This window comes from Nodosilinea sp. LEGE 07088 (genome assembly GCF_015207395.1).
Classification (GTDB): Bacteria; Cyanobacteriota; Cyanobacteriia; order Phormidesmidales; family Phormidesmidaceae; genus Nodosilinea.
In genome coordinates, this window is the sequence record NZ_JADEWX010000002.1 from 36,178 (window position 1) to 60,095 (window position 23,918).

Genomic DNA, 23,918 nt, shown 5'->3' on the forward strand with positions numbered 1-23,918 from the left:
CGACTTTTGCCCCTGTCATCGTTCCGAAAATACCCTAGAGGGCAGGCCCAAGCGGCTACTAAGGTTGACCCTCTGGAGCATCTTCGCCTTCAGGAGGCTCTGCTTCGGGAACGGTCGGGGGCTGATCGGCGTCGGGGGCCGACAGCGGCCCTGGGCGATCGCCCCGCTTGAGGGCGGCGGTAATGTCGTAGCGCACCTGGCGATCGCTGATTACCGTCGCGGTGACCCCAATCGCCTCAATGGCTTCGGAACTCAACAGTCCGGCCTGGGGCAGCGGCGGCAGCAGCAGGCTATTTTCGACCTTGGTCAGAGCGTCTAAGTTGACAAAGAAATGGCCGTTGTTGGGGCGCGGTGCCTCTCCGGTGGTGGCCTGAAACAGAGAATTTTCTCCCAGGGTGCGGTTCGGAGCAGGGGCAACCAACTCGGCAATATTTGCGCCCACGGCCAAGAAGGCCATATCACCGTCTAGCCAGCCGTGGGTGACCACCAAAGCGTCAAAGGGATGGGTCCAGCGGGTAGCGGGCAGGCCATCGATTTCTACCGGATCTACCGCAAACCGATAGCGGCGCTCGATTAGGGTGTCGAGTTGAGCAAAGACCTCGGTGGCCGCTTCGCGATCGCTACTCTTGACCATCAGCACTAGGGCTGGACTTACCGGGGCTCCGGCCTCGTCAGCCTTCCCCGACACCTGGGGTGGTGTCAGTATGCCCAGGGCAAACTCTCCCGCCATCCAGGGCAGCAGATCTTCGTCTAGGCTCAGGCCCGTAGCGGTTTGTAGCCCTAGAGCTAAGTCCTCGGCCCGCAGTGGAAACAGGGCTGAAAACTGCTCTCCTGCCTGAAAATCTGCCCAAAACTGCTGAAAATCACCCCCCGACATCGCTAGCAGCGTGTCTGTTGGCAGGCGCTGGGGCATTTGGTCGGCTTGGTTGCCGGTGGCAAAGGTTTGGGCCCCGGGTTCTAGCCAGCTAATCGCCTGAACGGCTACCCCACGATTTTTGACCGCGATCGCGCCTACTAGCCCCCGGGGCACCTGAAATGCCCGCAGTCGATTGGCGGCGATGGGTGGGTCAGCCGCCTGGGCTATGGTCTGGGCCAGGGCCGGCATATCTACGTAAAAGCGGGCCAGAGACCGGGTTTCGGTAATCTGTTCAAAGGCTTTGCCCACTCCCGGCCGATCGGCTAAGGAGTCATCTCCCCGAAAGGCGTCAATAGCCTGTTTGAGCGACGATAGCTGCGGGCTCAGTACCGCCGTTTCGGCATTGAGCACGGCGGCATAGAGCGGGTCTTCGCCGGAACCGTCAATCTGCTGGAGGATAATGCCTCGATAGGGTTCATTTTCGGTCTGATCGGCCTGGTTGAGGCGATCGCCGAGGGTATTTTGGGCCCGACCGGCATCGGCAATGGGGATGACCGCGACCAGGTTAGAGCCCAGGGCCAGTTCTGGAGCCGGCAGCGACGGCGGTAACTCCGCGGGGGGATCGTCTGAGGGCAACAGCGCCAAAGTGATTTCTGGCCCCACCCAGGGTTGAATATCGCGGGCAAAGTTTAGATCTTGCCCTTGCCCTAGGCGATCGCGCCATTCAACCAGGAGCTGGTCGAACTGGGCCTGGGTGGTGTCGGTACCAAACTGACGCAGCCGCCGCCACTCGCCCTCGTCGGTGCTGAGGGCGAGCACCACTAAGGCATCGGCCGGCACCGCATTGGCCCCGGCAGGCATGGTCTTGGCCAGTTGCCCCCGCCGACTGGCCGCCCAAAAGGCGATCGCGCCACCCCCGATAAACAGGAGCGCAGCGCCGAGAACTAGCAGCAGCGGCGGCTTCTTTTGCAGTAGCTTAGTTTGCATCAAGGGGCAATACCATAGGGCCTAGGCCGATTTGCCCTGACACTCTAGCAAAGAACTCTGACAACGAAACAGAGATTCTGTCGCCCTAGCTGTTGCCCTAGCGGAAGCGAAAGTCATAACCGACATAGCGATCGCTGTCGTAGAGCACCACCAGCCAGGTTTGCGGGTCAAACTCGAGGGGATAGGCCTCGCGGGAGGCGGGGGTACCCGCCTCCGTTTTGCCCTCAGCCATCACGCAGTAGGGCTCTTGCAGAATCTCCCGCACCGTCGTCCGAGTGGCCTGGGCGTCGATCTCGAGCAGCTTGGCCAACTTGTCGCGCGACACCAGAGACTTAGACTGCTCTATTTTGATACAGGTTGAGGCGCTGGCCTCCTGGGCTCGGTCTTGGCCCAGGTTGGGGGTAATGAGCAAGGCCGCCAGGGCCAACATTGACCCGCCTGCCACCAGCGCCCGGGGCCGCAGTTGGGGGTTGGCCAGGTCGGCAGCTTGACTGTAGCCCCCGGTAGTTTGGTGGCTATGGCCAGTGGGTACTGGCTGGGGCCGCGCTGACGACGAGCCCGACTGAGCCTGGGGGGGCTGACGATAGTGGGATGAAACCGGATAGGGAGAACGTTGAACCATGGGGCTGACCTTTACTGTCTACTGCTGTGGAGTAACCGGAACTCCTACTCTGCTCGGCAGCGTAGCCACGATCTAGCCTGCGCCCAAGATCCATCCATACCAGCCCTCAGGCGTTGACCCTAGAGTTAGCTAAAGAAATGGGGGCGCGATCGCAGCCTCTGAAGGCATTGCCCGCCACACAGATGCGGCCCAATGTCTCGCCTCATGCAGTGGGCGGGGACGGCGCAGAGAACAGGAGTAATCTCTGAATATGAGTATAGTACAAAAATACTATTCTGCAAATCAATGGACTGGGCTCATTTTTGTTACGGTTTGACAAGCAGCCCAGCGCTCTGCTGAGGCAAGCAATGAGAACCCTGCGGCCCTTCTGCAACGCCATGAAAAGTACCCTGGTTTGGTTTCGCCGCGACCTGCGGGTATCTGACCACGAACCCCTGCTGCGCGCCACCCAGCGGGGGCTTGTGGTGCCCGTCTTTGTGTTCGATCGCGCCCTGCTGCACCATCCTGAGACTGGGGCAGCGCGGATAGACTTTTTGCTGGCGGCGCTCCACGCCCTCGATGCTGACCTGAGGGCCTTGGGCGGGCGACTGATTGTGCGATCGGGCGACCCGGTTCAGGTGTTGCCCGATTTAGTAGAGTCAGCGGGGGCCGAGGGCATCTACGCCTACACCGACTGTGAGCGCATCTACGGGCGGGTGCGCGATGCCCGTCTCAACCAGGCTCTGACCCAGCGCGGCCTCAAGACTCGCTGGTTTGAGCCTGCCGCCAGCGCAGCGGCCCTGATGCCCTACCCCCAGTATCGAGAGCTGTGGTATCGCGACATGGGTCAGCCGCTAGTGCCCACCCCTCAGCAGGTGCTCGTGCCCCCAGCGATTGCCAGTGATCTCCTCCCCAGTCTCCATGACCTGGGCCATCGGGCTGATGGCAAGCCCATTCCCCCGGCCAGCACCGCCGCTGCCCGCGAGCTACTGCAAAAATTCTTGGCGGATAAGGCCGATCGCTACTACTGGCAGCTCTCGTACCCCAGCGCCGAGGCCACCACCGGCCTCAGCCCCCATATCAAGTTTGGGGTGATCTCTGTGCGGGAGTGCGTACAAACCATTCGCAGTGCCCCCGATGGCGGCGACAATCGTCTGCGTCGTAGCCACCAGCAGCTGATTTCGCGGCTGCGGTGGGGCCATGGGTTTACCCAGCGGTTTCGCTACCTGCCCCAGCTGGAGCTGCGATCGCTCTATCGGGTTTTTGACGACGACGGCTGGGCCTTTGACCCCGACCTCTACCACGCCTGGCAGACCGGGCAGACCGGCTTTCCGATTGTGGATGCCGCCGCCCGCTGTCTGATGGCGACCGGGGGCTACCTGGCGCTCAACTTTCGTACCCGCGCCATCTACGCCAGCTTTTTGAGCAACCTGGGCGGCATCGACTGGCGCTACGGGGCATTGCATTTTATGCGTCATTTAATTGATGGCGACTGCCCCATCGACCACTATCAATGGGCCATGCAGTCGGGCGTTACCCACTGCGTCGACAAAAGCTGGACCCGTATTTATCACCCCGGTCAGGTTGCGATCGATCGCTGCGACCCCGAGGGAGCCTTCATCAAACGCTGGGTGCCGGAACTGGCCAATGTGCCCCCCGAGCAGCTGGGCAGCCCACCGACTCTATCGGGCTACCCAGCCCCAATTTTGAACTACAAGACCGTTCGCCAGCGGCGAATCAAACAGCTCGAAACCCAGCGCCGTCAGTTCCTCAATACCTCCAATCTACTGCCCTTTTTGGCCCCTATGCCCGAGGATTTCACCCCCTTTGGCAGCGAGATGTATGGCGGTGATGTGGCTTGGGCCCAAGCTGCAACCGAGGCCCTGTTTCCGCCGCCGCTGCCCCTCCATGACCTGGACCCCGAAGCCGCCCAGGCCCTACGCACCTGGTTTGTGGCTCACGTCAATATCTTGCCGCCCAAAGCCAAGCGACGACGGCCCAGGTCCCCCGACCCCGACATGCAGCAGCTCAGCCTGCTGGGTGAGCTAGGCATAGATGGGGGTTAGACCATCCCTAGGAATCCAGCTTGCCGCCCACAAAGGGGGTATTCCACTGGGTCCAGTTTTCTTTGTTGAAGGGCGATCGCCAGCGCTGAATCAACGTTTGCTCTAGGGCCTGGCGATCGCGGCGATCGCGCTCGGCATAGGGCCAAAAGCCAATATTCACCGCCACAGGCAGCTCGTGGGCACGGTGGGCCTCCACATAGCTGAGAATGTAGCGCTTGCAGTCGTGGACACCCTTCCATCGCTGGTTTGACTTAACGGTTTCGCCCACGTAGAGCAGCAGCTCGGCCGCGTGGTCGACCACAAAGTAAAGGGCGGGTACACCCGACTCCTGGAACTGGCCGCGCCAGAATTCGGCATTGCAAGGCGGCAGAGCAAAGGGATCAAGGGTGTCTGCTGGGGAGACCTCTGCCAGGTCAAACAGGGTTCCTTGGGTTGCGGGTGGGCCAGAACTGACCGTCGCCTGGTACTGGGCTACCCGCTGCTTCCAGCCCCGGAGCTCGTCGATGGACATTGCTGACCCAGCCGGTCGGTTGTAGGCCCAGGAGAGATCCGCCGCCCGCAAATCGGCATCGGGGAGTAGCGAGGGTTGATAGTCAGACACCATAAAGCTAGCTCTAGCGGTGGTGGCCTCCCATCATAGGGCATAACCCCCAGAGCTAGCGCTTTGTTTGGCAGTCTAGGGTGGGATTGGTCACAGCCGCGATCGCAGGTTGTCTGGCCCAATATCCTCCAGGCTATAGCTGTTGGGGTAGGTGCGTTTGGGCTGATCGACAAAGAACTCTGAACTGGTGCGGGGCGGCAGACGGCGCAACAGACGACTGCGGGCCTGGAGAGCGGCGGCGGCGGTGCGCTGAACTGCCACCGGGGTGGGCTGCCATCCCAGGGCATCGAGCAGGGGTGGGTCGAGTAGGCAGGGCAGGCTCCAGTTCACCACCGGGCGGGTGAATGCCGGAAACCAGGACAGCAGCATGTGGCGCGTCGCGTCGGCTACCCGCTGATTGCTCGGGGCGTAGGTAAAGTGCTGAGCCTCGAACTCGCGGTTAAATTGCTCAAAAGCGGCATAGGTCGGCGGGATATCGACAATGCCCATGCGATCGCCAATCGCCCGCCAGAACCAGTAGCAGGCCAGCCGCTCCTGGTTACAAAACGGTCGCCAGCCAAAGCGATCGCACCAGCGAATCGGCTCGTATACGAAAGTAGAGAGCACGTATAGGTAGTCGGCATTGGCGATCGAATAGTGGCCATGGATGGCATTCATCCGCTGAATGAACGCCGCGCCACGGGGGCTGTCGTAGCCGTGTTTAAACACCTCTGACACCACAATGCCCGTGTCGTCGTAGCGCTTTTGGGCATGGTGGCGAAATTCCCCAGTGCGATCTAAAAGACCCGACACGCTGGGAATACAAAACGTCCGCAGCAGAGCCAGTTCCAGGGCACGGGTGACATCCCACGGGAACTCATACCCCGCCAGCAGGTAACAAATCTGCTGGTGGTCGCGCTCGGGGTCGAGGGTTTGAATGTGACGCAGGGTATCGTAGCGGTTCATCGGTGGAGAGTTAGGGGGTAGATGGGTGGCTGGGTGGCTGGGTGGCTGGGGCAGTGGGTGATCCTGCAACCTCTCAACACTCCCACGCCTCTTCTCAATCTAGGCACTAAAACTCGATGCCAGGCTGGGCCTTCACCCCCTGCTCGCGGAAGGGATGCTTGACCAGGGTCATCTCAGTGACCAGGTCGGCCTGGTCGATCAGTTCCTGGGGTGCCCCGCGGCCGGTGAGCAGCACGTGGGTCATCTGCGGCTTTTTGGCCAGGCCCGCCAGTACCTGATCGACCGTCAAGAAGCCATGCTTGAGGGCAATGTTCACCTCGTCAAGCAGAATGGTTTTGTACTCGGGGTTGCGAATATAGCTGAGCGCTTTTTCCCAGGCAACCTGGGCGGTTTGGGTGTCGCGATCGCGGTCTTGCGTATCCCAGGTAAAGCCTTCGCCCATGGCGTGGAAGCTGAGCTGATCGCCAAATCGCTCCAGCACCGCCTTTTCGGCTGGTTCCCACGCGCCTTTGATGAACTGCACAATGGCGACTTTGTAGCCGTGGCCAAGAGAGCGCAGCACCATGCCCAGGGCAGCGGTGGTTTTGCCCTTGCCGTTGCCCGTGTGGACAATCACCAGCCCTTTTTCTATAGAGCGATCGGCAATGCGCTGCTGCTGCACTTCCTGTCGTCGCTGCATCTTGCGGCGGTACTGCGCTTGGGAGAGATTGGCGCTTTCGGCCTCCTGGGTGAGGGTGGCGGCAGCGGCATCGAGGTTGGCATCAGCATCCATGGGTTCGGTCATAGGTCAGGAGAAATAGGTAGGACAGGCCCAGGGCGATCGCCTATGCCCATCTGGACGAAGCATCAACGGAGAATGATCGATGGGCTGCTTTGCCCATCTCTGTATCTTAGAACGTGTGGCAGAGTTGATGGTCTCCAGGCCTCACCGGGTTTACTCGGCTAGGTTGAGCTGTCAGGACATGCCGAAGCGATCGCACACCCAGCCAAAGCGCTGGCTAAGGCCGTCGTTTCCGGTGCCTCTCCGCGACCGGCCCATCGGGCCGAGTTCGCGTTCCTGATCGGGATGTTTTTTTAGGTGGAATACTCTTAGGGAGCGGATAGAGGTCAGCCATGGTGTTAACGCTTCGCGCAGGTGCTAGAATAATGCAGCTTAAGGGCATGTAGCTCAGTGGATAGAGCACTAGATTCCGGTTCTAGCGGTCGCAGGTTCGAATCCTGCCATGCTCGTTGCCTTTCGGTTTCTTATCGGGATACCTTTGTCCTGCGCTTTGCCCGGATCAGCGACGCTGAACACCAAAATCCGTCGGTCGAGGGCCACTGCGCCCAAGTGACTGCGGGGATGCCGCTTTTTCATGGCCCGAAGGCTTGGCAGACTAGACACGGGATCAAAACCTTGTTCCTAAAGATCATTTTTTTCCAGAATAGAATTGGCTTTCTAAACGCTTCATTTGGCAAGTCACCGCTTAATATTTCGGTGGCAAAGCTTACAGGCTGGGGGTTAATTTTCATTTTTCTAAAAACAATGAAGTGCCTGGCCGCCCAGAGAGGATGCGATAAAAATAGATACAAACAAACGTTAAATGATTCAGGAGACCCGAGACGATCCATAGGCTGGCGTCTAGGATAAGGGTTGAAAATTTAAAAACCAGGCGTCACATGGACTCTATGCAAACCCAAGTCATTCTTTTGACAAATAAGATTGACGCCCTGCATCACACGATTGATCAGGTTAATGAGCAGGTAACTATACTCGCTGCGGCCCAGACATGTTCGATTACTGTTGAGGAGCCCAGCTTGGGTCTATTTTCCTACGGTGGTACCCATCGCCAGAAACTCGGCAAGCTAGATACCGTCTGCGAGCACAAAGACGTTCTGCTCGATAGCAGCTACCTCGACCTCGATCGCCAAAATACCGAGACCACATTTTCTCAGGATGTGCAGATTCAGCGGTTAACCGCTCAGCTCACCGCTGCCTACAACCGGATTGCCGCCCTCGAAGAGCAATTACTGGCCTCCCGTGTGCACTAAGTCTAGTTAGGTGAGTCACTCAAGGGAGCGACTCCTCGCCTGGCAGTTGGTTAGTCTTGAAGGTAGGGAACGCCCGCGTTGAGGGCAGCTTCAGCCCGCATAAACTCGCGTCCCAGGTAGGCCGCATGGTCTAGGTAGCTGATGGGGCAAGGGCAAGTTGAGTCTTCAAAGATAGCGATGCAGAGTTCTTTAGCCGTGCGCCCGCTGTAGATACGGGTAGGCGTGCGTTCGACGGTGCCGCGTACGGGCAGAGGTTTGCCAGTGGCAGGGTCGCAGGCGAGGCCCTTATCGTTGATGACATTGCCGAAGTGCTTGGCGCAAATGAGCCCCTGTTCTACATCCAGATAGATTAAAAAATAACCGTCGGGATCGAGCTCAATGTAGCGCTTTGAGAGTTGGTCGTCTAAAGCCTGGCGTTGGGCCTGATCTAGAGGCTGAGGGCTTGGCGGTACAGTCATTGCGAGTGAGGTGCTAAAAGCAGAGTCATCTATGGTAGCGTGGGCGGCCACTGAGAACCAAGGTCTTTTGCGCCCCTGCGGTGAACTGAGCATTGCAGATCAGAACTGTAGCGGTTAGGTCTTGTCGCTGATCCCCTGGGTACTGTGATCATAGCGCTGTCTAGGAATGCTTTTCCTCCAGGCTATAGAGGGGCTGAGGTTTTCCCTTACCTTTGAGGGCCACGGGGCCTAGGGGCTGGCAACGGTACTCGTTCGCGAGAGCTTGAACAGTAGCGGCATCCACCACAATTTGGCTGCTAGTGGCGTAGCCCATCAGCCGTGATGCCGTATTCACTGTGTCGCCCAGTACGTTAAACTCTCGCCGACCTCGGGGTTCGCCGATCTCGGCAGCAAACACGGGGCCGTAGGTAAGGCCCATGCGACAGGTCAGGGGCAGCGGTTGGCCCTGGCGGACTGGGGTTGGGAGGTGCTCTACCAGATCGCGAATGGCCAGTAGGGCTGCCGCAGCCCGCGCTGGGGCCTCAGCATCGGGCTGGAGCACACCGAAGTGAATCAGCAACTCAGAGCCTATGGAGTGGTAGGTGACCTTTTGCAAAATACCTCCCTGGCGCTCTACCAAGCCATTAATCTGGGCAAAGGCATTGGAAAAGCACGTGACAATGGCGGTAGTGTCGTCGGGGTAGTCGATATCGACAGCCTCGGGCAGGCCAATCAAGTTGACAAAAGCCACTGCTGCTGTGGGGAATGCGGGCGGAATGCGGCGGGTATCTGCTGTGTTGATTAGCAGTTGTAGAATTGCGGGCGGCAGATAACTAGCCAAGGGTTCTAGGCTGCGGAGGCTGGTTTCAATTTCTCTCAGCAGCCCGGGTACGCTGCGGTCAAAAAGCATGGCGTTGCGACCGCGGCGACGGCTGAGAGTGAGGTCGTATTCCCCCAGAGCTTGGTCGCTCAGGTCGTCGGTGATCAGCCAATGGTCGCCGTGGGCCTCTACGTGAAGGGGGGGGGCAGAGCCTAGGCTCGTTAGCCCGGCCTGGCTCAGGCATACTTGGCCGACCGTGCCAGCCCCCTCGGTTTGCTTAGCGGCCAGCACCGTTTGCCCCAGCAGCACGTAGGCCCGGCGACTGGGAGTGCCGATATCTGCAGCTACAAATGCCCCAGGGTGAATGCCCAAGCGCATTTTCAGCGATAGTGGGCCCTGGTCGGTGTCAATGTTGGCAAAGTTGGCCATTGCCCGCTGCATGCGCAGGCCTGCGTAGATGGCCTGCATGATCTCGCCATTGCCACCCTCAGATTGGTAGGCCTCGTGGTGAAACTGCACCAGCAGAGCATCGCCAGTAAACTCCAGCAGGTTGCCCCCAGCCTTGCTGACCAGGTCAACCATTTGGGCAAAGTAGTCGTTAATGAGGGCTAGCAGAGTTTCGGCTCCAGCTTTGCCGGCCGCCGCACTGGCGGCAAACAGCGGCGTAAACCCGGCCAAATCAGTAAACATCAAACTGCCCTGGTGCCAGCGGTGGCTCACGTTGGGGCATCCCCCACTGGGGGAAATCTGTTGGCCTAGATCGCGGGGCATGTAGTCAGTCAAAATATGCTGCAGGGTACGCAGGTGATCAAACACCTGCATGAGGGTTTTAGGAGAAGGATCAACCCAAACTGCCGCGTACAAGTCGGCGGGCAACAGCGCTCGCAGGCTGCGCTCAATCCTTTCTAAATCGGCCACTGCCCGGTTCCATGGTTTACCCTGCTAACGAATCTATGTTTCCCTATCATGCCCCCTGGGGAAAATATTGCGCGGTCTGGTTGCTTAACTGCGATCGCACCCCACAGCCAACAAAATCTCAGCAATCGTGCAGCCAATTATAGATATCCTGCTGCCTGCATCGTAAAGAGGCGGGCATAGCGGCCATCTCGGCGCAGCAAAGTCTCATGGGTACCCTGCTCAATCAATTTACCCTCGGCCAGCACCATGATGTTGTCGGCTCGCCGCACCGTCGAAAAGCGGTGAGAAATGAGAATCGCCATCTGGTCTTGGGTAGCAGCACGAAATTGCTCAAACAGCCGGGTCTCGGCCTCGGCATCCATGGCCGAGGTGGGTTCGTCGAGCACCAGAATGTCGGCATCAGTACGCATAAAGGCGCGGGAGAGGGCGATTTTTTGCCACTGGCCGCCGGAGAGCTCTTGACCGCCAAAGAACCAGCGCCCCAGCTGAGTATTATAGCCCTCGGGCAGCGACTCAATAAACTCGGTAGCGGTGCCCTTGGCGGCGGCATCTTGCCAGCGGTGCACCGCCTCAAAATCGTTGACATCTCCCACTCCAATGTTTTCGCCGACCTTAAACTGATAGCGCACAAAGTCTTGAAAAATCACGCCGATACGGCGCTGAAGTACGTTGGCATCCCACTCTTGCAGATCGCGCCCATCCAATAAAATCCGCCCTTGACTAGGGGAATAGAGCCGAGTCAGCAGTTTGATCAAGGTGGTTTTGCCGGAACCATTTTCGCCGACGATCGCCAGTTTTTCGCCGGGCTTGAGCTGAAACGAGACGTCCTCAATTGCCAGGCGATCGCTGCCCGGATAGGCAAAGGATACCTGCTCAAACCGCAACCCGTCGCTGGGGTCTGGGCCATGCACCGCATGGCCTCTGTCTGCGGGCACCGGCTGCTCTAGAAATTCGTAGAGGTTGGCCAGGTAGAGGCCGTCTTCATACATGCCACCGATGGCGGTGAGGGTGCTGGCAAAGGTAGTTTGCCCCTGGCGAAACACCGTTAGGTACATAGTTAGCTCACCGAGGGAAATGCGGCCAGCGATCGCATCCACCACAATCCAGCAGTAGGCCAGATAAAACGAGGCCGTACTTAATAGCCCCAGCCCGTACCCCCAGCCGCTGCGCCGCACCGTTAGTCTGCGATCTTCGGCGTATAGCCGATGAAAAATATCTTGGTAGCGCTCCATCAGCAACGGCCCGAGGCCAAATAACTTCACCTCCTTGGCAAAGTCCTCCCGGGCCAGCAGCGCCTCCAGGTAGATCTGCTGGCGGGTTTCGGGCGATCGCCACTTAAACAGCCGAAACGCCGCCCCGGCAAACTGGGTTTCGGCAATAAAGGCCGGTAGCGTGGCGATCGCCAATAGCGCCACGGCCCAGCCCGAAAATTGCAGCAGCAATCCCCCAAAGGTGAGCAGCGACAGCACATCCTGCACCACGCCAAAGGTGCGGTTCACCATGCTCAGGGGGCGCTGGGAGGCCTCCCGCCGGGCCTGGGTCATTTTGTCGTAAAACTCTGAGTCTTCGAAATAAGTCAGCGGCAGGGTTTGGGCCTTGGCTAAAATCATCACGTTGACCCGCTGCCCCAGCAGCACCCGCAGCAACGATTGGCACAGCCCCAGCCCTTGACGGGCCCCCGCCAGCACGGCAACCAGTATCGCCTCGATCGCCAGGTACATCAGCGCCGCCTGCCGATCGGCGGCCAGGCCCGTCTGCGCCGCCTGCACCACCGCATCAACAATTAGCTTGCCCACGTAGGCGATCGCCGCTGGCAGCAACCCCGCCACCAGAGTCAGCAGCCCCAGGGCTACGGTCAGTTGCCAGTTGGTCTGCCACACCAGCTGAATCGCTCGCTGCCCATAGCGGTACATGCTCAGCGACTGGCCTAGATTGCGCCACGGGTTGCTCTTTTTTGACGCTGCGGTTGACCTAGCTCTGTATTTACTCATTTTTCTACCATAGCGCCTGGGTTCAGCGGAGATGGAGAGAGGGAGCGGAGGGGATGGGGAGAGGGGGGACTTAAAAAAACTCCGCTGTCTAGATAGACAGCGGAGAAAACGAGATTACCTTGGTGTGTTGTACCGTTGGGCTGAGCACCTAGGATGACCTGACCTCAGGCGCTGGCGCTGGCGTCTCTACCTGCGTCAATACCCGATGGCGGGGAGGAGACAGCCGCATTGGCTGGCGGGGCCACAGGTTCCAGGGTAGGGACGTCTGCGGGCGTTACTGGCTCTGGCTGTAGGCCAGTCAAATACTCGGGGTGAGTCAATTCCCTAACCTTCAGGATAATTAAATACTCGTAAAAGGCCTGCAGCATGCACCAGGCAAACCCGGCCCGTCCGTCGCGCCAGCCGCCCAATATAAACATCATATAGAGCCACCGGGTCAGGGGCCGTAGGGGTAGCCGTAGTGACAAATTCTTCAGCGCCCGCCGTCGCTCTACTTCTGATTTGCCCCAAAGCAGGGCCTGCCAGTCGATGTGGCCGCCCTGCAACTGCCGGAGGGTTTCTGCTGCCTCGTCGGTAGAGTAGCGGTTGTGCTTCTCAACCCATCGGCCCAGCCCCTTGCTACAGGTGTAGTGGGGATAGGTCTGCTGCAGAAACCCAGTTGGCCCCGCCACCACCTCGCGCTCGGTGTGGCCGTAGTCGTCAAACCACACCTGGCCTCGCTGCAGCAGCCGCAGCTGATAGCGGGGAAACTGGGTGCTGCGCCGAATCCAGGTGCCCATAAACATCACCCGTTCGGCCACGTAGTAGCCTACCTTGTCACCCTGGGCGATCGCCTCCAGGCATTCGGCAAATAGCTCCGGCGTCATCCGCTCGTCGGCTTCGAGAATATAGGCCCAGTCGTGGCGGTAGGGCACTTGTTCAAGCATCCAGGTACGCTGCTGGCCGTGGCTGGCAAAGGGGTGCTCAACAAAGCGTACCGGGTACTGGGTAGCAATCGCTCGGGTGCGATCGCTACTGCACGAATCGACCACAATGACATCGTCTGACAGCAGAGCTGACTCAATGCAGGCGGCAATATCCCGCTCTTCATTGTGGGTCAGAATAAAAATGGAAAACATAGGGCCGCAAACGGTAGACGGGATCTGGCTATCTAGCTTAGGGAACCCATATCGGTTCCCATAAGCTGCAATTTACCCACGGTCTTTACCACCGCCTACGGGGCATCCATATCTTCATATCCCCATTGTGTTTCCCATGGAAAAAGGCGGTCAATGACCGCCTTTATAAGCACATAGGGGGTGAAATAACTAGACGCAGAATTAGTCGATGGCGTCCTTCATAGCGTCTTTGACATCTTCCCTAGCGTGGGTGGCCTCGGCCTGGGCTTGCTTAGCCTCGCCCTCAGCTTTATCTTTGGGGTCACCGGTAATCTCGCCGACGGCGGCTTGTACCTTACCTTCAATATTTTGGGCGGTAGCTTTGGCGCGATCTTCAATAGACATACTGCAAATTCCTCCGTGCAATCTATATACAGCTTAGGGTTTGACCTGCGATCGCCCATCTACAGCAGGGGTGAGTTTGGTCTCTTCACTTCGGTAGAGAGGTAGAGACTTGCCGGTTGGCACTAATCTTCAGGGGAGTTACGGGTTACCACCAGCATCTCGTTGCCGCCTCGCTGGAGTTCGTAGGGTACCTGCATCATCCTGACGGTATAGCCCTGGGCCGTTAACACTGTCTGAATGGTGGGCAGGTAGGGCGATCGCGCCAGTCCTAGAGTCAGTAGCGGAAACACCCGCACCTCTCTGGCCACGCGCAGCATTTCGAGCATCGCCGCCAGATGAAATTCGTAGGTGAAATGGTCGGTGTACAGAAACAGGAAGTGCGAACACAGGGCCAGGTCAAACTGGCCGCTGGCAAAAGCTAAGGTAGGTAATTCACCGACCACATACCGACTATCCCCCCGGGAGTAGTCGGCTAGAAACGCTGCCAACACCCTCAGCCGGTTAGCCCGGAGATCGTCGGGCGAGCGGTGGTACGACCATACCCAGTCGTCAGGAGTCTGCCGCACCTGCTCAATGATATTGTCAATCACGGCGTCAAAGCGCTGCTGAATGTCATCAGGGGTAAAGGCATAGAGGGGGTCAACGGAGGTAACCTGACCGCCTTGGGCAGTCAGTTCGGCATTGAAACTGGCCGGGCCATCGGCGACGCCCAAAATGTTGCCGGTTAATGCCTCAGGGGTGAGGGCAAACATCTGGCAATACTCGTCGAGCGATCGCCCAAAGGGCACCACCGCTTCAAGCTGCATGGCCATAGGGTTTTGCCCCCAGTAGATAGATTCCCCCTGAGACCAGCGTTAGGGCCACCGCTAGCCAAAAGAGAATCTGAGCGGGCAGCGTCCAGGCCGGAGGTAGGGGGGCAATGAGGAGGGCGATCGCCAGGATCTGCACTACGGTTTTGGCCTTGCCCCACAGGTTGGCTCCGGGCACCGTTCCCGCCTGCATGGCGGGGTTAACCCGCCAGCCCGCAATGGTAATCTCCCGCGCTATGATCAAAAACACGCCCCAGGCCGGCACCTGCCCCAGCTCCACCAGCAGCAGCAGGGGAGCCATCACCAGCAGTTTATCGACTAGTGGATCGAGAAATTTGCCCAATTCTGTCACCTGATCGAGCCTGCGGGCCAGGTAGCCGTCGAGCCAGTCGGTGCCTGCTGCCACCACAAAAATGCCCGCTGACCACCAGCGCTGGGTCGCCGTTGGGGCTTGCAGCAGCAGCAGCAGCAGGGGCACGCCCAGCAGCCGCGAGATCGTAATCCAGGTGGGGAGATTCATGGAATTTTGGATTTTGGATTGACTATCCCCTCCTGGAAGGGTCAAGAGGGTGGGTTCCGAGAAATTTTGGCCTGAGAAATTTTGGCCTGAGGCTTTCCCAGGGCTGAGAAGTGCCTCACTGGAGTCAAAGTCCCTCGCTCCTCGAAGGAGGGACGCTATCCCTTTACTTTGCCAAACCTGCGATCGCGCTGTTGGTAAGCCATCATCGCCTGGTGAAACTCTGAGGAATCAAAGTCGGGCCAGAGGGTCTCGGTGACGTAGATTTCGGCATAGGCCAGCTGCCACAGCAAAAAATTGCTGATCCGCATTTCGCCACTGGTGCGAATCAACAAGTCGGGGTCGCTGATACCGGCGGTGTAGAGGTGGCGGCCAAACATGTCTTCGCCGATGTCAGCCGGCGTGAGCTCACCCCGTTGTACCTGCTCTGCGATCGCCCGGCAGGCCTGCACAATCTCCTGCCGACCGCCGTAGTTAGTTGCCACCGTAAACTCGATCCCCTGGTTGCCCTTGGTTTGAGCTACCGCCTGATAAATTTCACCCTGTAGTGAGGGGGGCAGCGCCGCCAGATTGCCCACAAACCGAATCCGAACGTCTTCCTCCATCATCTCTAGTAGCTCCTGGCGCAGCACCCGCTCAAACAACGCCATCAGAAAATCGACCTCTTCAATCGGGCGACCCCAGTTTTCGGTGGAAAAGGCGTAGGCCGTCAGCGCGCCAATGCCCCAGTCACGGCAGCAGCGCAGCAGCGTTTTCAGCGTATCGACCCCGCGTCGATGGCCCATGATGCGCGGCAGGCCCCGGCGTTTGGCCCAGCGACCATTGCCATCCATAATCACAGCCACGTGCTGGGGCAGGCGATCGGGCTTGAGGTCGGGGGGCAGAGCATATTGCACAATAGGCTTAGTGGTCATTTTTTCTCTCGGGGAGACGATGAGGGGAGGCGGAGTAGACGCTGTACATAAGTAACAACCAGGCTGCCTAGACGCCGCCCCAAGCTTCGGAGTTGGGGCGCTACCGCTTCACGATCTACCGATTTTGAAAACTTAGACCGCAAAATACTGCGTAGGCGACTACTGGTCAAAGGCCGATCTAGAATACCGCCTTCCGCCAGTGAAATAGAGCCCGTTTCTTCTGATACCACAACACAGATACAACGCTCTACCCGTTCTGTAATTCCCATGGCCGCCCGGTGGCGGGTGCCCAGCTGACGCGAGGCCACCCGTTCTGAAATCGGCAAAATCACCCCTGCCGACGCAATGCGCGACCCTCGCACCAGCATGGCCCCGTCGTGGAGCAACGTGTTGGTTTGAAAAATAGTTTGAATCAATTCCTTAGAAACCTCAGCATTGAGACGCACCCCCGGCACCGTAAAGTCGCGTTCATCAATGGGTTTGTCGATTTCTAAGATTAAGAGTGCCCCAGTGCGGTTTTGAGAGAGTTCCTTCACCGCATCGACAATTTCATCAATGACATTATCGGGCTGGGGCATGGCCTCGCGAGAGGGGCTAAGCAACTCCCATACCCGCCCCTGGCCCAGCAGTTCTAGTAGACGGCGAAACTCCCCCTGCAGCATAAACGCCATCGCGACCGCAGAGCCAATCACGAGCTTGTCGAGCACAAAGCCCAGTAGCGCTAGCTCAAAGAACTTGCTCAGGGCCGCTGCCAGCATCAAAAATATTAGCCCTCGCACCATCCACAGGGTACGACGCTCACCGATGATGACCAGCACCACGTAGCTCAGCATCAGCACCAGCGAAATATCTAGCGCTTGAAGCATGAAAAACCTAACCTGGTCGTTTGTTAGCCATTGCTCCCAGAGGTAGTTCATGCATCGTTAGAGGGTGGTGCCTGAGGGGCTGTGCGACTGGGCGGCCCGGGTGGCCCTCGACTAACCTGCCCAGGTCAGCCACCGATCGCCCCTTCAGACCTAGGTAGACTTGACTTTGGGCCGCAGGGTTTCTGGCAGGCAATCTTGCCGAAGCAGATCGACCAGGGTTTCCCGGCGAATAATCAGGCAGGCGTTGCCCCCGGACACCAGCACTGCCGCTGGTCGAGGCACCCGGTTGTAGTTCGAAGCCATGCTGTAATTGTAGGCACCCGTGCCTGCAATAGTAACGACATCACCGCTTTTCAACTCGGGCAGAGCCGCATCCTTAATTAGAATATCGCCTGACTCGCAGTGCTTACCGGCCAGGGTAACCGTTTTGTCTAGGGGGGCAGTCATGCGGTTGGCCACTAGGGCTCGGTATACCGATTGGTAGGTGATGGGGCGCGGGTTATCTGACATACCCCCATCTACCGACACATAGGTGCGCAGACCTGGAATCACTTTTTGACTACCGACCCGGTAGGCAGTAACACAGGCGGGGCCAATTAGCGATCGCCCGGGTTCACACAGTAGCCGCGGCAGGGGCAGGTTTTGAGCCTTGCAAGCCGCTACCACGCTAGCGCACACGGTTTTGACCCAGGTCTCAATGCTCGGTGGGTCATCGGCCTCGGTATAGCGAATACCCAGCCCACCCCCGACATCCAGTTCGGTGAGGGGGAGACCATAGCGCTGGGCTGTCACTATCCACTGGGCCATGACCCCACCCAGGTCGGTGTGGGGGTTGAGCTCAAAGATTTGAGAGCCAATATGAGCATGCACCCCCAGACAATTGAGTTGGGGTTGACCGACCAAAAACTCAAACACGGCTTCAATCTGGTCGGGGTCGAAGCCAAACTTGCTGTCTAAGTGTCCGGTGCGAATATAGTCGTGGGTATGGCACTCAATGCCGGGGGTAACCCGTAGCAACAAGGGCACCGTTTTACCCTCCTGGGTAGCGATTTCGCCTAGGGTCTTGAGCTCTAGCCAATTGTCGACAACAACGCGGCAGCCCACCTCAACGGCCAGGGCTAATTCTTCAGCAGATTTGTTGTTGCCATGGAAGTAAATGCGATCGCGATCGGCGCCAGCCTCAGTCGCGGTCAGTAGTTCCCCCGCTGACACCACATCGATACCTAGCCCCTCGTCGGTGACAATGGCGCATACTGCCATACAGCTCCAGGCTTTAGAGGCATAGAGCACCAGCGATTCGCCTGGGTAGTGACGCTCAAATCCCTGGCGGTACTGGCGGCAGGCCGTACGCAGCGTGTGGTCATCCAAAATATAAAGCGGTGTCCCAAAGCGCTCGACTAAATCGACGACATCACAGCTGCCTACACTGAGGTGAGCGTCAGGGGTAACGGCAGCAGTTAAGGGTAAAAGCTGCTGGTTAGGAGACAGGACTGCTTCTGAGTTAACGAAGGGGAGGTACTGGCAGCTATCGGCAGTAGAGGCCAGGGCAGGAGACGTCGAAACCATAGATGTTGCGCTCACAGAAACGAAAGAGGTGTTCAGGGTTTAATTTGGTTTAATTTGAGACAGCCGCGACTCTAAACCAGTGGTGATCCACTGGGCAACGCTTGAGACCATTTTGCTACGCCCCAAACCTCAGTGTACAATCAAGGGCTACGCCAGTTTTTGGCCAACTGCAATTAATTTTAGCCAGTCAGATTTGTGGGCTACCTTGCTTGCCAGACTCCGGGCCATGATGACATTACTGCCCTAGTGGCACTTGACCAGCGCTCCCTGGGGGGGCTGTGGTCGGCGGAGGCTTACAGGCGTGAGATTGATAGCCCCAACAGCTGTCTGCTAATGCTGGTACACAGGCCCAATGCTATCGAGGAAGCCGCTCCCGATCTATCGACGGCTTCGATAGCTGACTTGCAACCTGCCAAGGGCTTAGGAGCGGTAATGTCACAGGAATTTACTCGCTGCCTGACGTCAAACGAATCTGAAAGGCCCGCCTCAGAAGTCATGCTACTGGGCCTAGGCTGCTACTGGGCCATTCTGGATGAAGCCCATATTACCGTACTGGCGGTGGATCCTCGTTATCAGCGGCGGGGCTTAGGTCAGTGGCTGCTGCTCAATCTACTTCTCAGTGCCTGCGGTTGTCGAAACCTAGTCCCAGCAGACCACCGCGCCCTCACCCGCGCCACCCTCGAGGTACGCCCTTCCAATAGTCGCGCTCTGGCACTGTACGAGAGCTTTGGGTTTGAAACCTTAGGTCGCCGACGCCGCTACTATGCTGATGGGGAAGATGCGCTTATTCTATGGCAAAATTCCCTTAAAACAGCTGATTTTCGCGATCAACTAAGGCAGCGAAGGATTACAGCGAGCCGTCGTCTTGAGCGCCAGGGATGGCAGCTTACACCGACAAAGTTTTCAATTGACCGAACCTAAAACCGAACCTAAAACCGAACCTCGAAAGTTGAGAAAATTTACATTTTTCCAGGCTAAACCTATTGACAATAGGCGATCCCAAGCTATTTTAGTGCTGTAGACGGCGTATAAACTCAGCCCGGTAAACTAGCTGTTTAGTAGGGCACAACTGACAAAAATCGCTGTGCTAGAATTTGCCTATCCGGCACGCACCAGGTGATTAATACCATCATGTTTGAACGCTTCACAGAAAAAGCTATCAAGGTCATCATGCTGGCGCAGGAGGAAGCTCGTCGGCTAGGCCACAACTTTGTGGGCACCGAGCAAATTCTCCTAGGGCTAATTGGGGAAGGCACGGGCGTAGCCGCTAAGGTTCTCAAGTCAATGGGCGTCAATCTCAAGGATGCGCGCATTGAGGTAGAGAAGATTATTGGCCGTGGCTCCGGCTTCGTCGCTGTTGAGATTCCCTTTACCCCCCGAGCCAAGCGTGTGCTTGAACTCTCCTTAGAAGAAGCTCGTCAACTCGGTCACAATTACATCGGCACCGAGCACCTGCTTTTGGGATTGATCCGCGAAGGTGAGGGGGTCGCGGCCCGCGTTCTCGAAAATCTGGGCGTTGACCTATCTAAGGTGCGCACTCAGGTTATTCGTATGTTGGGTGAAACTGCCGAAGTTTCTGCCGGGGGTGGGCAGGGTCGCACCAAAACACCTACCCTCGATGAGTTTGGTTCCAACCTGACTCAGATGGCTGCCGATGGCAAGCTAGACCCAGTAGTGGGGCGTCAAAAAGAAATTGAGCGTGTGATTCAGATTCTCGGTCGCCGCACCAAGAACAACCCGGTGCTGATCGGCGAGCCGGGGGTTGGTAAAACCGCCATTGCCGAGGGGTTGGCCCAGCGCATTGGCACCGGTGACGTACCCGATATCCTCGAAGATCGTCGCGTGGTGACGCTGGATATTGGCCTGCTGGTGGCCGGTACTAAGTATCGAGGCGAGTTTGAAGAGCGGCTGAAGAAAATTATGGATGAAATCCGCTCTGCCGGAAACGTCATCCTGGTGATCGATGAAGTCCACACCCTGATTGGGGCGGGGGCCGCCGAAGGGGCCATTGACGCGGCTAACATCCTGAAGCCAGCCCTGGCGCGGGGTGAGTTGCAGTGTATTGGTGCAACGACCCTCGATGAGTATCGCAAGCACATCGAGCGTGATGCTGCTCTGGAGCGCCGCTTCCAGCCGGTGATGGTGGGTGAACCCAGCGTCGATGAGACCATTGAGATTCTTCACGGTCTGCGCGATCGCTACGAGCAGCACCACAAGCTGAAGATTGCCGATGAAGCCCTGGAAGCGGCAGCTAAACTCTCTGACCGCTATATCTCTGACCGCTTCTTGCCCGATAAGGCTATTGACCTGATCGACGAGGCCGGTTCCCGCGTTCGCTTAATCAACTCCCAGCTGCCCCCTGCGGCGAAGGAGCTCGATCGCGAGCTGCGTCAGGTGCTCAAGGATAAGGACAACGCCGTCCGCTCCCAGGACTTTGATAAAGCCGGGGAATTGCGCGATCGCGAAATGGAAATCAAGGCCGAAATCCGGGCGATTGCTCAAAACAAGGCCACCGAAGACGAAGGGGGCGAAGACCAGCCCGTAGTGGGCGAAGAGGACATTGCCCACATCGTTGCCTCCTGGACCGGGGTGCCGGTGAGTAAGCTCACCGAGTCCGAGTCTGAGAAGCTGCTGCACATGGAAGATACCCTGCACCAGCGGCTAATCGGCCAAGACGAAGCGGTGAAGGCCACCTCCCGCGCCATTCGCCGCGCCCGAGTCGGCCTCAAAAACCCCAACCGACCCATTGCCAGTTTCGTATTTTCTGGCCCCACCGGGGTTGGTAAGACTGAGCTAGCCAAGTCCCTGGCTTCCTACTTCTTCGGTTCCGAAGACTCCATGATTCGGCTGGATATGTCTGAGTTCATGGAGCGCCACACCGTTTCTAAGCTGATTGGTTCTCCGCCGGGATACGTTGGCTATAACGAGGGCGGTCAGCTCACCGAAGCTGTGCGCCGTAAGCCTTACACCGTAGTCCTGTTCGACGAGATCGAGAAGGCTCACCCCGATGTCTTCAACATGCTGCTGCAAATTCTAGAGGATGGCCGTCTCACCGATGCTAAGGGCCGCACGGTCGATTTCAAGAACACCCTGTTGATCATGACCTCCAACATCGGTTCGAAGGTAATCGAGAAGGGTGGCGGTGGTCTCGGCTTTGAGTTCGAGCAAGACCAGGCCGAGTCGCAGTACAACCGCATTCGCTCCCTGGTAAACGAAGAACTCAAGCAGTACTTCCGCCCTGAGTTTCTCAACCGTCTCGACGAGATCATCGTCTTCCGCCAGCTCACCAAGGACGAGGTCAAGGAGATTTCCGAGATTCTGCTCAAGGAGGTATTCGCTCGGCTGACCGAGAAGAACATCAGTCTGCAGGTCACCGAGCGCTTCAAGGAGCGCCTAGTGGAGGAGGGCTACAACCCCAGCTACGGGGCGCGACCCCTGCGTCGGGCGATCATGCGACTGCTCGAAGATACTCTGGCCGAGGAGATTCTCTCCGGTCGCCTGGGCGATGGCGATACGGCTACCGTCGATGTCGACGACAGCGGCAAGGTTACGATTCAGTCCGAGCAGCGGCGAGAGCTAATTTCTGCCGAGAGTTAACCCTAGTAGCTGGATTCATCCCTGTTAGTAATGCCGTCTCCAGCGGGGGACGGCATTTTATTGCCTCTTCTAAGGGGGAGCATCGTGGGTCAGACTCTGGTCAAGGCGGTTGAATCTACAGGAATATCTGGTTTACACCTAAAGGTCATGCGGCGACCACCCTGAGCAGCTATGCTGGCAACACGATTTGAGAGGTTTAACCATGGGCGATACCACCGATTGCGAAAAGCTGGCTGGGATCTTTAACCGCGCCAGCCAGCAGGGCAAAAGCGCCTTTTGCAAGATGCTCTGGGACAACCAACCCGAAACAGTGCAGGCCCAGCTTAAACCGCTGTTGACGGCTGATGCGATCGCAGTACTGAGTAGCAACGATTAGACGCCACCCTGGAGTTGCGTTAGGTCACGGCTTTACTCCATCAGGCGCGTCCCTTGTTAGAGTCGATAGGCAACATTGAGCATACATAGCAGGAGCACCGCCGTGGACCAGTGGCAACAGGGGGTAACCGTTGATCTAGAGATCACCGATCTAAGCAGTAGCGGCGATGGCCTGGGCCGCTGGCAGGAGCGGGTCGTGTTTGTGCCCAACACTGTACCGGGTGACCTAGTGCGGGCAAGGCTAGTACAGGCCAAACCGACCTTTGGCCGCGCCAAGGTACGACAGTTGCTCACGGCTTCACCGGAGCGGGTACGGGCGGCTTGTATCGTGGCGGATAAGTGTGGCGGTTGCCAGTGGCAGTCGGTCGGCTACTCAGCTCAGCTGGGCGCTAAGCAGCAGCAGGTGGTCGATGCGTTTACGCGGATTGGTGGCTTTGACCGCCCCAATGTGCTACCGATTTTGGCGGCTGATGCGCCCCTAGGCTATCGCAATAAGGCTACCTATCCCCTGGGGCGATCGCCCGAAGGTCAGGTCAAGGCGGGCTACTTTCGGCAAGGCAGCCACAAGCTAGTCAACCTAAATCAGTGCCCAGTGCAGGACGAGCGCCTCAATCCGCTGTTGGCCGAGGTCAAGCGCGATATTCAAGCGCGGGGATGGTCAATTTATAACGAGAGTAAACACCAAGGGCGCCTGCGACACCTGGCGTTGCGAGTGGGGCGTCGTACCGGTCAGCAGTTGCTAACGTTAGTCTCCACCGCCCCCAATCTGAAAGATATCGAATTGCAGGCTCAGGAATGGCGCGATCGCTATCCCGATCTAGTTGGGGTATGCGTCAACCTCAATCCGGATAAAACCAACGCTATCTTTGGCAGCGAGACCCTGGTGATCGACGGGGTCCCCTACATCGAAGAAATATTTGCTAAGCTTCGGTTTTCCATCCACGCCACGACGTTTTTTCAGGTCAACACCGAACAGGCTGAGCGTGTACTACAGGTGATTTTGGATGAGCTACAACTCACCGGTAGCGAAACCATCGTTGATGCCTACTGCGGCGTCGGTACCCTGACCCTGCCGTTAGCCCAACGGGCCAAACGCTGTATGGGGCTAGAGGTGCAGCCAGAAGCGGTTGCCCAAGGGCTGGCTAATGCCGGACTCAACGGTATCGACAACGTAGAGTTTCGGGCCGGCGATGTCGGTGCGCTGCTGCCGGTCGCGGTGGAAAGCCTCACGGATACGCCAGATATTGTGATCCTGGATCCGCCGCGTAAAGGGTGCGATCGCACCGTCCTCGATGCCCTGATCGAAATTCGCCCGCCTCGCATTGTCTATATGAGCTGTGACCCAGCGACTCTGGCCCGAGACCTCAAAATTTTACGAGATCAGGGTGGCTACGCTCTAACTAAAGCTCAGCCCGCCGATTTCTTTCCCCAGACTCCCCACGTCGAATGCGTCGCATTTCTGGTAGCGTAAAAGCCAGGTTAATTGTTACGCGTTTTCCTCAGCTCCTATTCGGTTCCT

The 23,918-nt window shown here is 58.0% G+C and carries 21 protein-coding genes and 1 tRNA gene; 7 read left to right on the forward strand and 15 right to left on the reverse strand.

Going from position 1 to position 23,918, the window contains the following annotated elements:
- Positions 1-58 precede the first annotated feature (58 nt).
- Both IQ254_RS00925 and IQ254_RS00930 read right to left on the reverse strand, forming a co-directional pair.
- A complete protein-coding gene (locus IQ254_RS00925) occupies positions 59-1,843 on the reverse strand; it encodes a DUF3352 domain-containing protein (protein WP_193963368.1) in 1,785 nt (594 codons plus the stop codon).
- Between the two features lie 97 nt (positions 1,844-1,940).
- Positions 1,941-2,465, reverse strand: coding sequence for a hypothetical protein (locus tag IQ254_RS00930; protein ID WP_193963370.1), 525 nt, complete (start codon positions 2,463-2,465; stop codon positions 1,941-1,943).
- Positions 2,466-2,842: 377 nt separating this feature from the next.
- On the opposite strand from IQ254_RS00930, the gene IQ254_RS00935 reads away from it, so the two are divergent.
- A complete protein-coding gene (locus tag IQ254_RS00935; RefSeq protein WP_193963372.1) occupies positions 2,843-4,510 on the forward strand; it encodes an FAD-binding domain-containing protein in 1,668 nt (555 codons plus the stop codon).
- Positions 4,511-4,517: 7 nt separating this feature from the next.
- Here the strand turns inward: IQ254_RS00935 and IQ254_RS00940 are convergent, their stop codons facing one another.
- The 3 genes from IQ254_RS00940 to cobO all read right to left on the reverse strand — a co-directional run bounded on the left by IQ254_RS00940 (position 4,518) and on the right by cobO (position 6,840).
- On the reverse strand, positions 4,518-5,114 hold the full coding sequence (locus IQ254_RS00940; RefSeq protein ID WP_193963374.1) for a GIY-YIG nuclease family protein: 597 nt from the start codon (positions 5,112-5,114) through the stop codon (positions 4,518-4,520).
- Between the two features lie 87 nt (positions 5,115-5,201).
- Positions 5,202-6,056 carry an oxygenase MpaB family protein gene (locus IQ254_RS00945; protein WP_193963376.1) on the reverse strand — a complete coding sequence of 285 codons (855 nt, stop codon included), beginning with the start codon at positions 6,054-6,056 and terminating at the stop codon, positions 5,202-5,204.
- 106 nt (positions 6,057-6,162) lie between these two features.
- Positions 6,163-6,840, reverse strand: a complete 678-nt coding sequence (gene cobO / locus IQ254_RS00950; RefSeq protein ID WP_193963378.1) for a cob(I)yrinic acid a,c-diamide adenosyltransferase — start codon at positions 6,838-6,840, stop codon at positions 6,163-6,165.
- A 373-nt stretch (positions 6,841-7,213) separates the two neighbouring features.
- Here cobO and IQ254_RS00955 point away from each other — a divergent pair.
- A tRNA-Arg gene (locus IQ254_RS00955) sits at positions 7,214-7,286 on the forward strand.
- 429 nt (positions 7,287-7,715) lie between these two features.
- Complete coding sequence (locus tag IQ254_RS00960) at positions 7,716-8,087, forward strand: hypothetical protein (protein ID WP_193963380.1); 372 nt, start codon at positions 7,716-7,718, stop codon at positions 8,085-8,087.
- Positions 8,088-8,137: 50 nt separating this feature from the next.
- On the opposite strand, the gene IQ254_RS00965 is transcribed toward IQ254_RS00960, so the two are convergent.
- The 10 genes from IQ254_RS00965 to lysA form a co-directional block, all read right to left on the reverse strand.
- Positions 8,138-8,545 carry a DUF4346 domain-containing protein gene (locus IQ254_RS00965; RefSeq protein ID WP_193963382.1) on the reverse strand — a complete coding sequence of 136 codons (408 nt, stop codon included), beginning with the start codon at positions 8,543-8,545 and terminating at the stop codon, positions 8,138-8,140.
- A 160-nt stretch (positions 8,546-8,705) separates the two neighbouring features.
- Positions 8,706-10,262 (reverse strand): adenylate/guanylate cyclase domain-containing protein, encoded by a 1,557-nt coding sequence (locus IQ254_RS00970; RefSeq protein ID WP_193963384.1) that lies wholly within the window; start codon positions 10,260-10,262, stop codon positions 8,706-8,708.
- A 137-nt stretch (positions 10,263-10,399) separates the two neighbouring features.
- Positions 10,400-12,253 (reverse strand): ABC transporter ATP-binding protein, encoded by a 1,854-nt coding sequence (locus tag IQ254_RS00975; RefSeq protein WP_228039882.1) that lies wholly within the window; start codon positions 12,251-12,253, stop codon positions 10,400-10,402.
- Positions 12,254-12,417: 164 nt separating this feature from the next.
- Positions 12,418-13,371, reverse strand: coding sequence for a glycosyltransferase family 2 protein (locus IQ254_RS00980; protein WP_193963386.1), 954 nt, complete (start codon positions 13,369-13,371; stop codon positions 12,418-12,420).
- Positions 13,372-13,572: 201 nt separating this feature from the next.
- On the reverse strand, positions 13,573-13,755 hold the full coding sequence (locus IQ254_RS00985) for a CsbD family protein (protein WP_193963388.1): 183 nt from the start codon (positions 13,753-13,755) through the stop codon (positions 13,573-13,575).
- 122 nt (positions 13,756-13,877) lie between these two features.
- Positions 13,878-14,567 (reverse strand): class I SAM-dependent methyltransferase, encoded by a 690-nt coding sequence (locus IQ254_RS00990; RefSeq protein ID WP_193963390.1) that lies wholly within the window; start codon positions 14,565-14,567, stop codon positions 13,878-13,880.
- Positions 14,551-15,084, reverse strand: a complete 534-nt coding sequence (gene pgsA / locus IQ254_RS00995; RefSeq protein ID WP_193963392.1) for a CDP-diacylglycerol--glycerol-3-phosphate 3-phosphatidyltransferase — start codon at positions 15,082-15,084, stop codon at positions 14,551-14,553. Before pgsA ends, IQ254_RS00990 begins: the two co-directional genes overlap by 17 nt.
- 155 nt (positions 15,085-15,239) lie before the next feature.
- Positions 15,240-15,995, reverse strand: coding sequence for an isoprenyl transferase (locus tag IQ254_RS01000; RefSeq protein WP_193963394.1), 756 nt, complete (start codon positions 15,993-15,995; stop codon positions 15,240-15,242).
- Positions 15,992-16,912 carry a diadenylate cyclase CdaA gene (gene cdaA / locus IQ254_RS01005; protein ID WP_193963396.1) on the reverse strand — a complete coding sequence of 307 codons (921 nt, stop codon included), beginning with the start codon at positions 16,910-16,912 and terminating at the stop codon, positions 15,992-15,994. The genes IQ254_RS01000 and cdaA overlap by 4 nt, the downstream gene beginning before the upstream one ends.
- A gap of 99 nt (positions 16,913-17,011) precedes the next feature.
- The gene (gene lysA, locus IQ254_RS01010) at positions 17,012-18,427 is read right to left on the reverse strand and encodes a diaminopimelate decarboxylase (RefSeq protein WP_193963398.1); all 1,416 of its coding nucleotides are present in this window, start codon (positions 18,425-18,427) and stop codon (positions 17,012-17,014) included.
- A gap of 195 nt (positions 18,428-18,622) precedes the next feature.
- Between lysA and IQ254_RS01015 the strand changes: the two genes are divergently transcribed.
- From IQ254_RS01015 to rlmD, 4 genes are all read left to right on the forward strand, one after another.
- A complete protein-coding gene (locus IQ254_RS01015) occupies positions 18,623-19,348 on the forward strand; it encodes a GNAT family N-acetyltransferase (RefSeq protein ID WP_313887326.1) in 726 nt (241 codons plus the stop codon).
- Between the two features lie 210 nt (positions 19,349-19,558).
- Positions 19,559-22,024 carry an ATP-dependent Clp protease ATP-binding subunit gene (locus IQ254_RS01020; RefSeq protein ID WP_193963400.1) on the forward strand — a complete coding sequence of 822 codons (2,466 nt, stop codon included), beginning with the start codon at positions 19,559-19,561 and terminating at the stop codon, positions 22,022-22,024.
- Positions 22,025-22,226: 202 nt separating this feature from the next.
- Complete coding sequence (locus tag IQ254_RS01025) at positions 22,227-22,400, forward strand: hypothetical protein (protein ID WP_193963402.1); 174 nt, start codon at positions 22,227-22,229, stop codon at positions 22,398-22,400.
- 102 nt (positions 22,401-22,502) lie between these two features.
- Complete coding sequence (gene rlmD / locus IQ254_RS01030; protein ID WP_193963404.1) at positions 22,503-23,870, forward strand: 23S rRNA (uracil(1939)-C(5))-methyltransferase RlmD; 1,368 nt, start codon at positions 22,503-22,505, stop codon at positions 23,868-23,870.
- Positions 23,871-23,918 lie beyond the last annotated feature (48 nt).

What these genes read in the sequence shown, in the direction of transcription:
- IQ254_RS00925 (WP_193963368.1), bottom strand. Translation starts at nt 1,843, where the DNA reads ATGCAAACTAAGCTACTGCAAAAGAAGCCGCCGCTGCTGCTAGTTCTC.
- IQ254_RS00930 (WP_193963370.1), bottom strand. Translation starts at nt 2,465, where the DNA reads ATGGTTCAACGTTCTCCCTATCCGGTTTCATCCCACTATCGTCAGCCC.
- IQ254_RS00935 (WP_193963372.1), top strand. Translation starts at nt 2,843, where the DNA reads ATGAAAAGTACCCTGGTTTGGTTTCGCCGCGACCTGCGGGTATCTGAC.
- IQ254_RS00940 (WP_193963374.1), bottom strand. Translation starts at nt 5,114, where the DNA reads ATGGTGTCTGACTATCAACCCTCGCTACTCCCCGATGCCGATTTGCGG.
- IQ254_RS00945 (WP_193963376.1), bottom strand. Translation starts at nt 6,056, where the DNA reads ATGAACCGCTACGATACCCTGCGTCACATTCAAACCCTCGACCCCGAG.
- cobO (WP_193963378.1), bottom strand. Translation starts at nt 6,840, where the DNA reads ATGACCGAACCCATGGATGCTGATGCCAACCTCGATGCCGCTGCCGCC.
- IQ254_RS00960 (WP_193963380.1), top strand. Translation starts at nt 7,716, where the DNA reads ATGGACTCTATGCAAACCCAAGTCATTCTTTTGACAAATAAGATTGAC.
- IQ254_RS00965 (WP_193963382.1), bottom strand. Translation starts at nt 8,545, where the DNA reads ATGACTGTACCGCCAAGCCCTCAGCCTCTAGATCAGGCCCAACGCCAG.
- IQ254_RS00975 (WP_228039882.1), bottom strand. Translation starts at nt 12,253, where the DNA reads ATGAGTAAATACAGAGCTAGGTCAACCGCAGCGTCAAAAAAGAGCAAC.
- IQ254_RS00980 (WP_193963386.1), bottom strand. Translation starts at nt 13,371, where the DNA reads ATGTTTTCCATTTTTATTCTGACCCACAATGAAGAGCGGGATATTGCC.
- IQ254_RS00985 (WP_193963388.1), bottom strand. Translation starts at nt 13,755, where the DNA reads ATGTCTATTGAAGATCGCGCCAAAGCTACCGCCCAAAATATTGAAGGT.
- IQ254_RS00990 (WP_193963390.1), bottom strand. Translation starts at nt 14,567, where the DNA reads ATGGCCATGCAGCTTGAAGCGGTGGTGCCCTTTGGGCGATCGCTCGAC.
- pgsA (WP_193963392.1), bottom strand. Translation starts at nt 15,084, where the DNA reads ATGAATCTCCCCACCTGGATTACGATCTCGCGGCTGCTGGGCGTGCCC.
- IQ254_RS01000 (WP_193963394.1), bottom strand. Translation starts at nt 15,995, where the DNA reads ATGACCACTAAGCCTATTGTGCAATATGCTCTGCCCCCCGACCTCAAG.
- cdaA (WP_193963396.1), bottom strand. Translation starts at nt 16,912, where the DNA reads ATGAACTACCTCTGGGAGCAATGGCTAACAAACGACCAGGTTAGGTTT.
- lysA (WP_193963398.1), bottom strand. Translation starts at nt 18,427, where the DNA reads ATGGTTTCGACGTCTCCTGCCCTGGCCTCTACTGCCGATAGCTGCCAG.
- IQ254_RS01020 (WP_193963400.1), top strand. Translation starts at nt 19,559, where the DNA reads ATGTTTGAACGCTTCACAGAAAAAGCTATCAAGGTCATCATGCTGGCG.
- IQ254_RS01025 (WP_193963402.1), top strand. Translation starts at nt 22,227, where the DNA reads ATGGGCGATACCACCGATTGCGAAAAGCTGGCTGGGATCTTTAACCGC.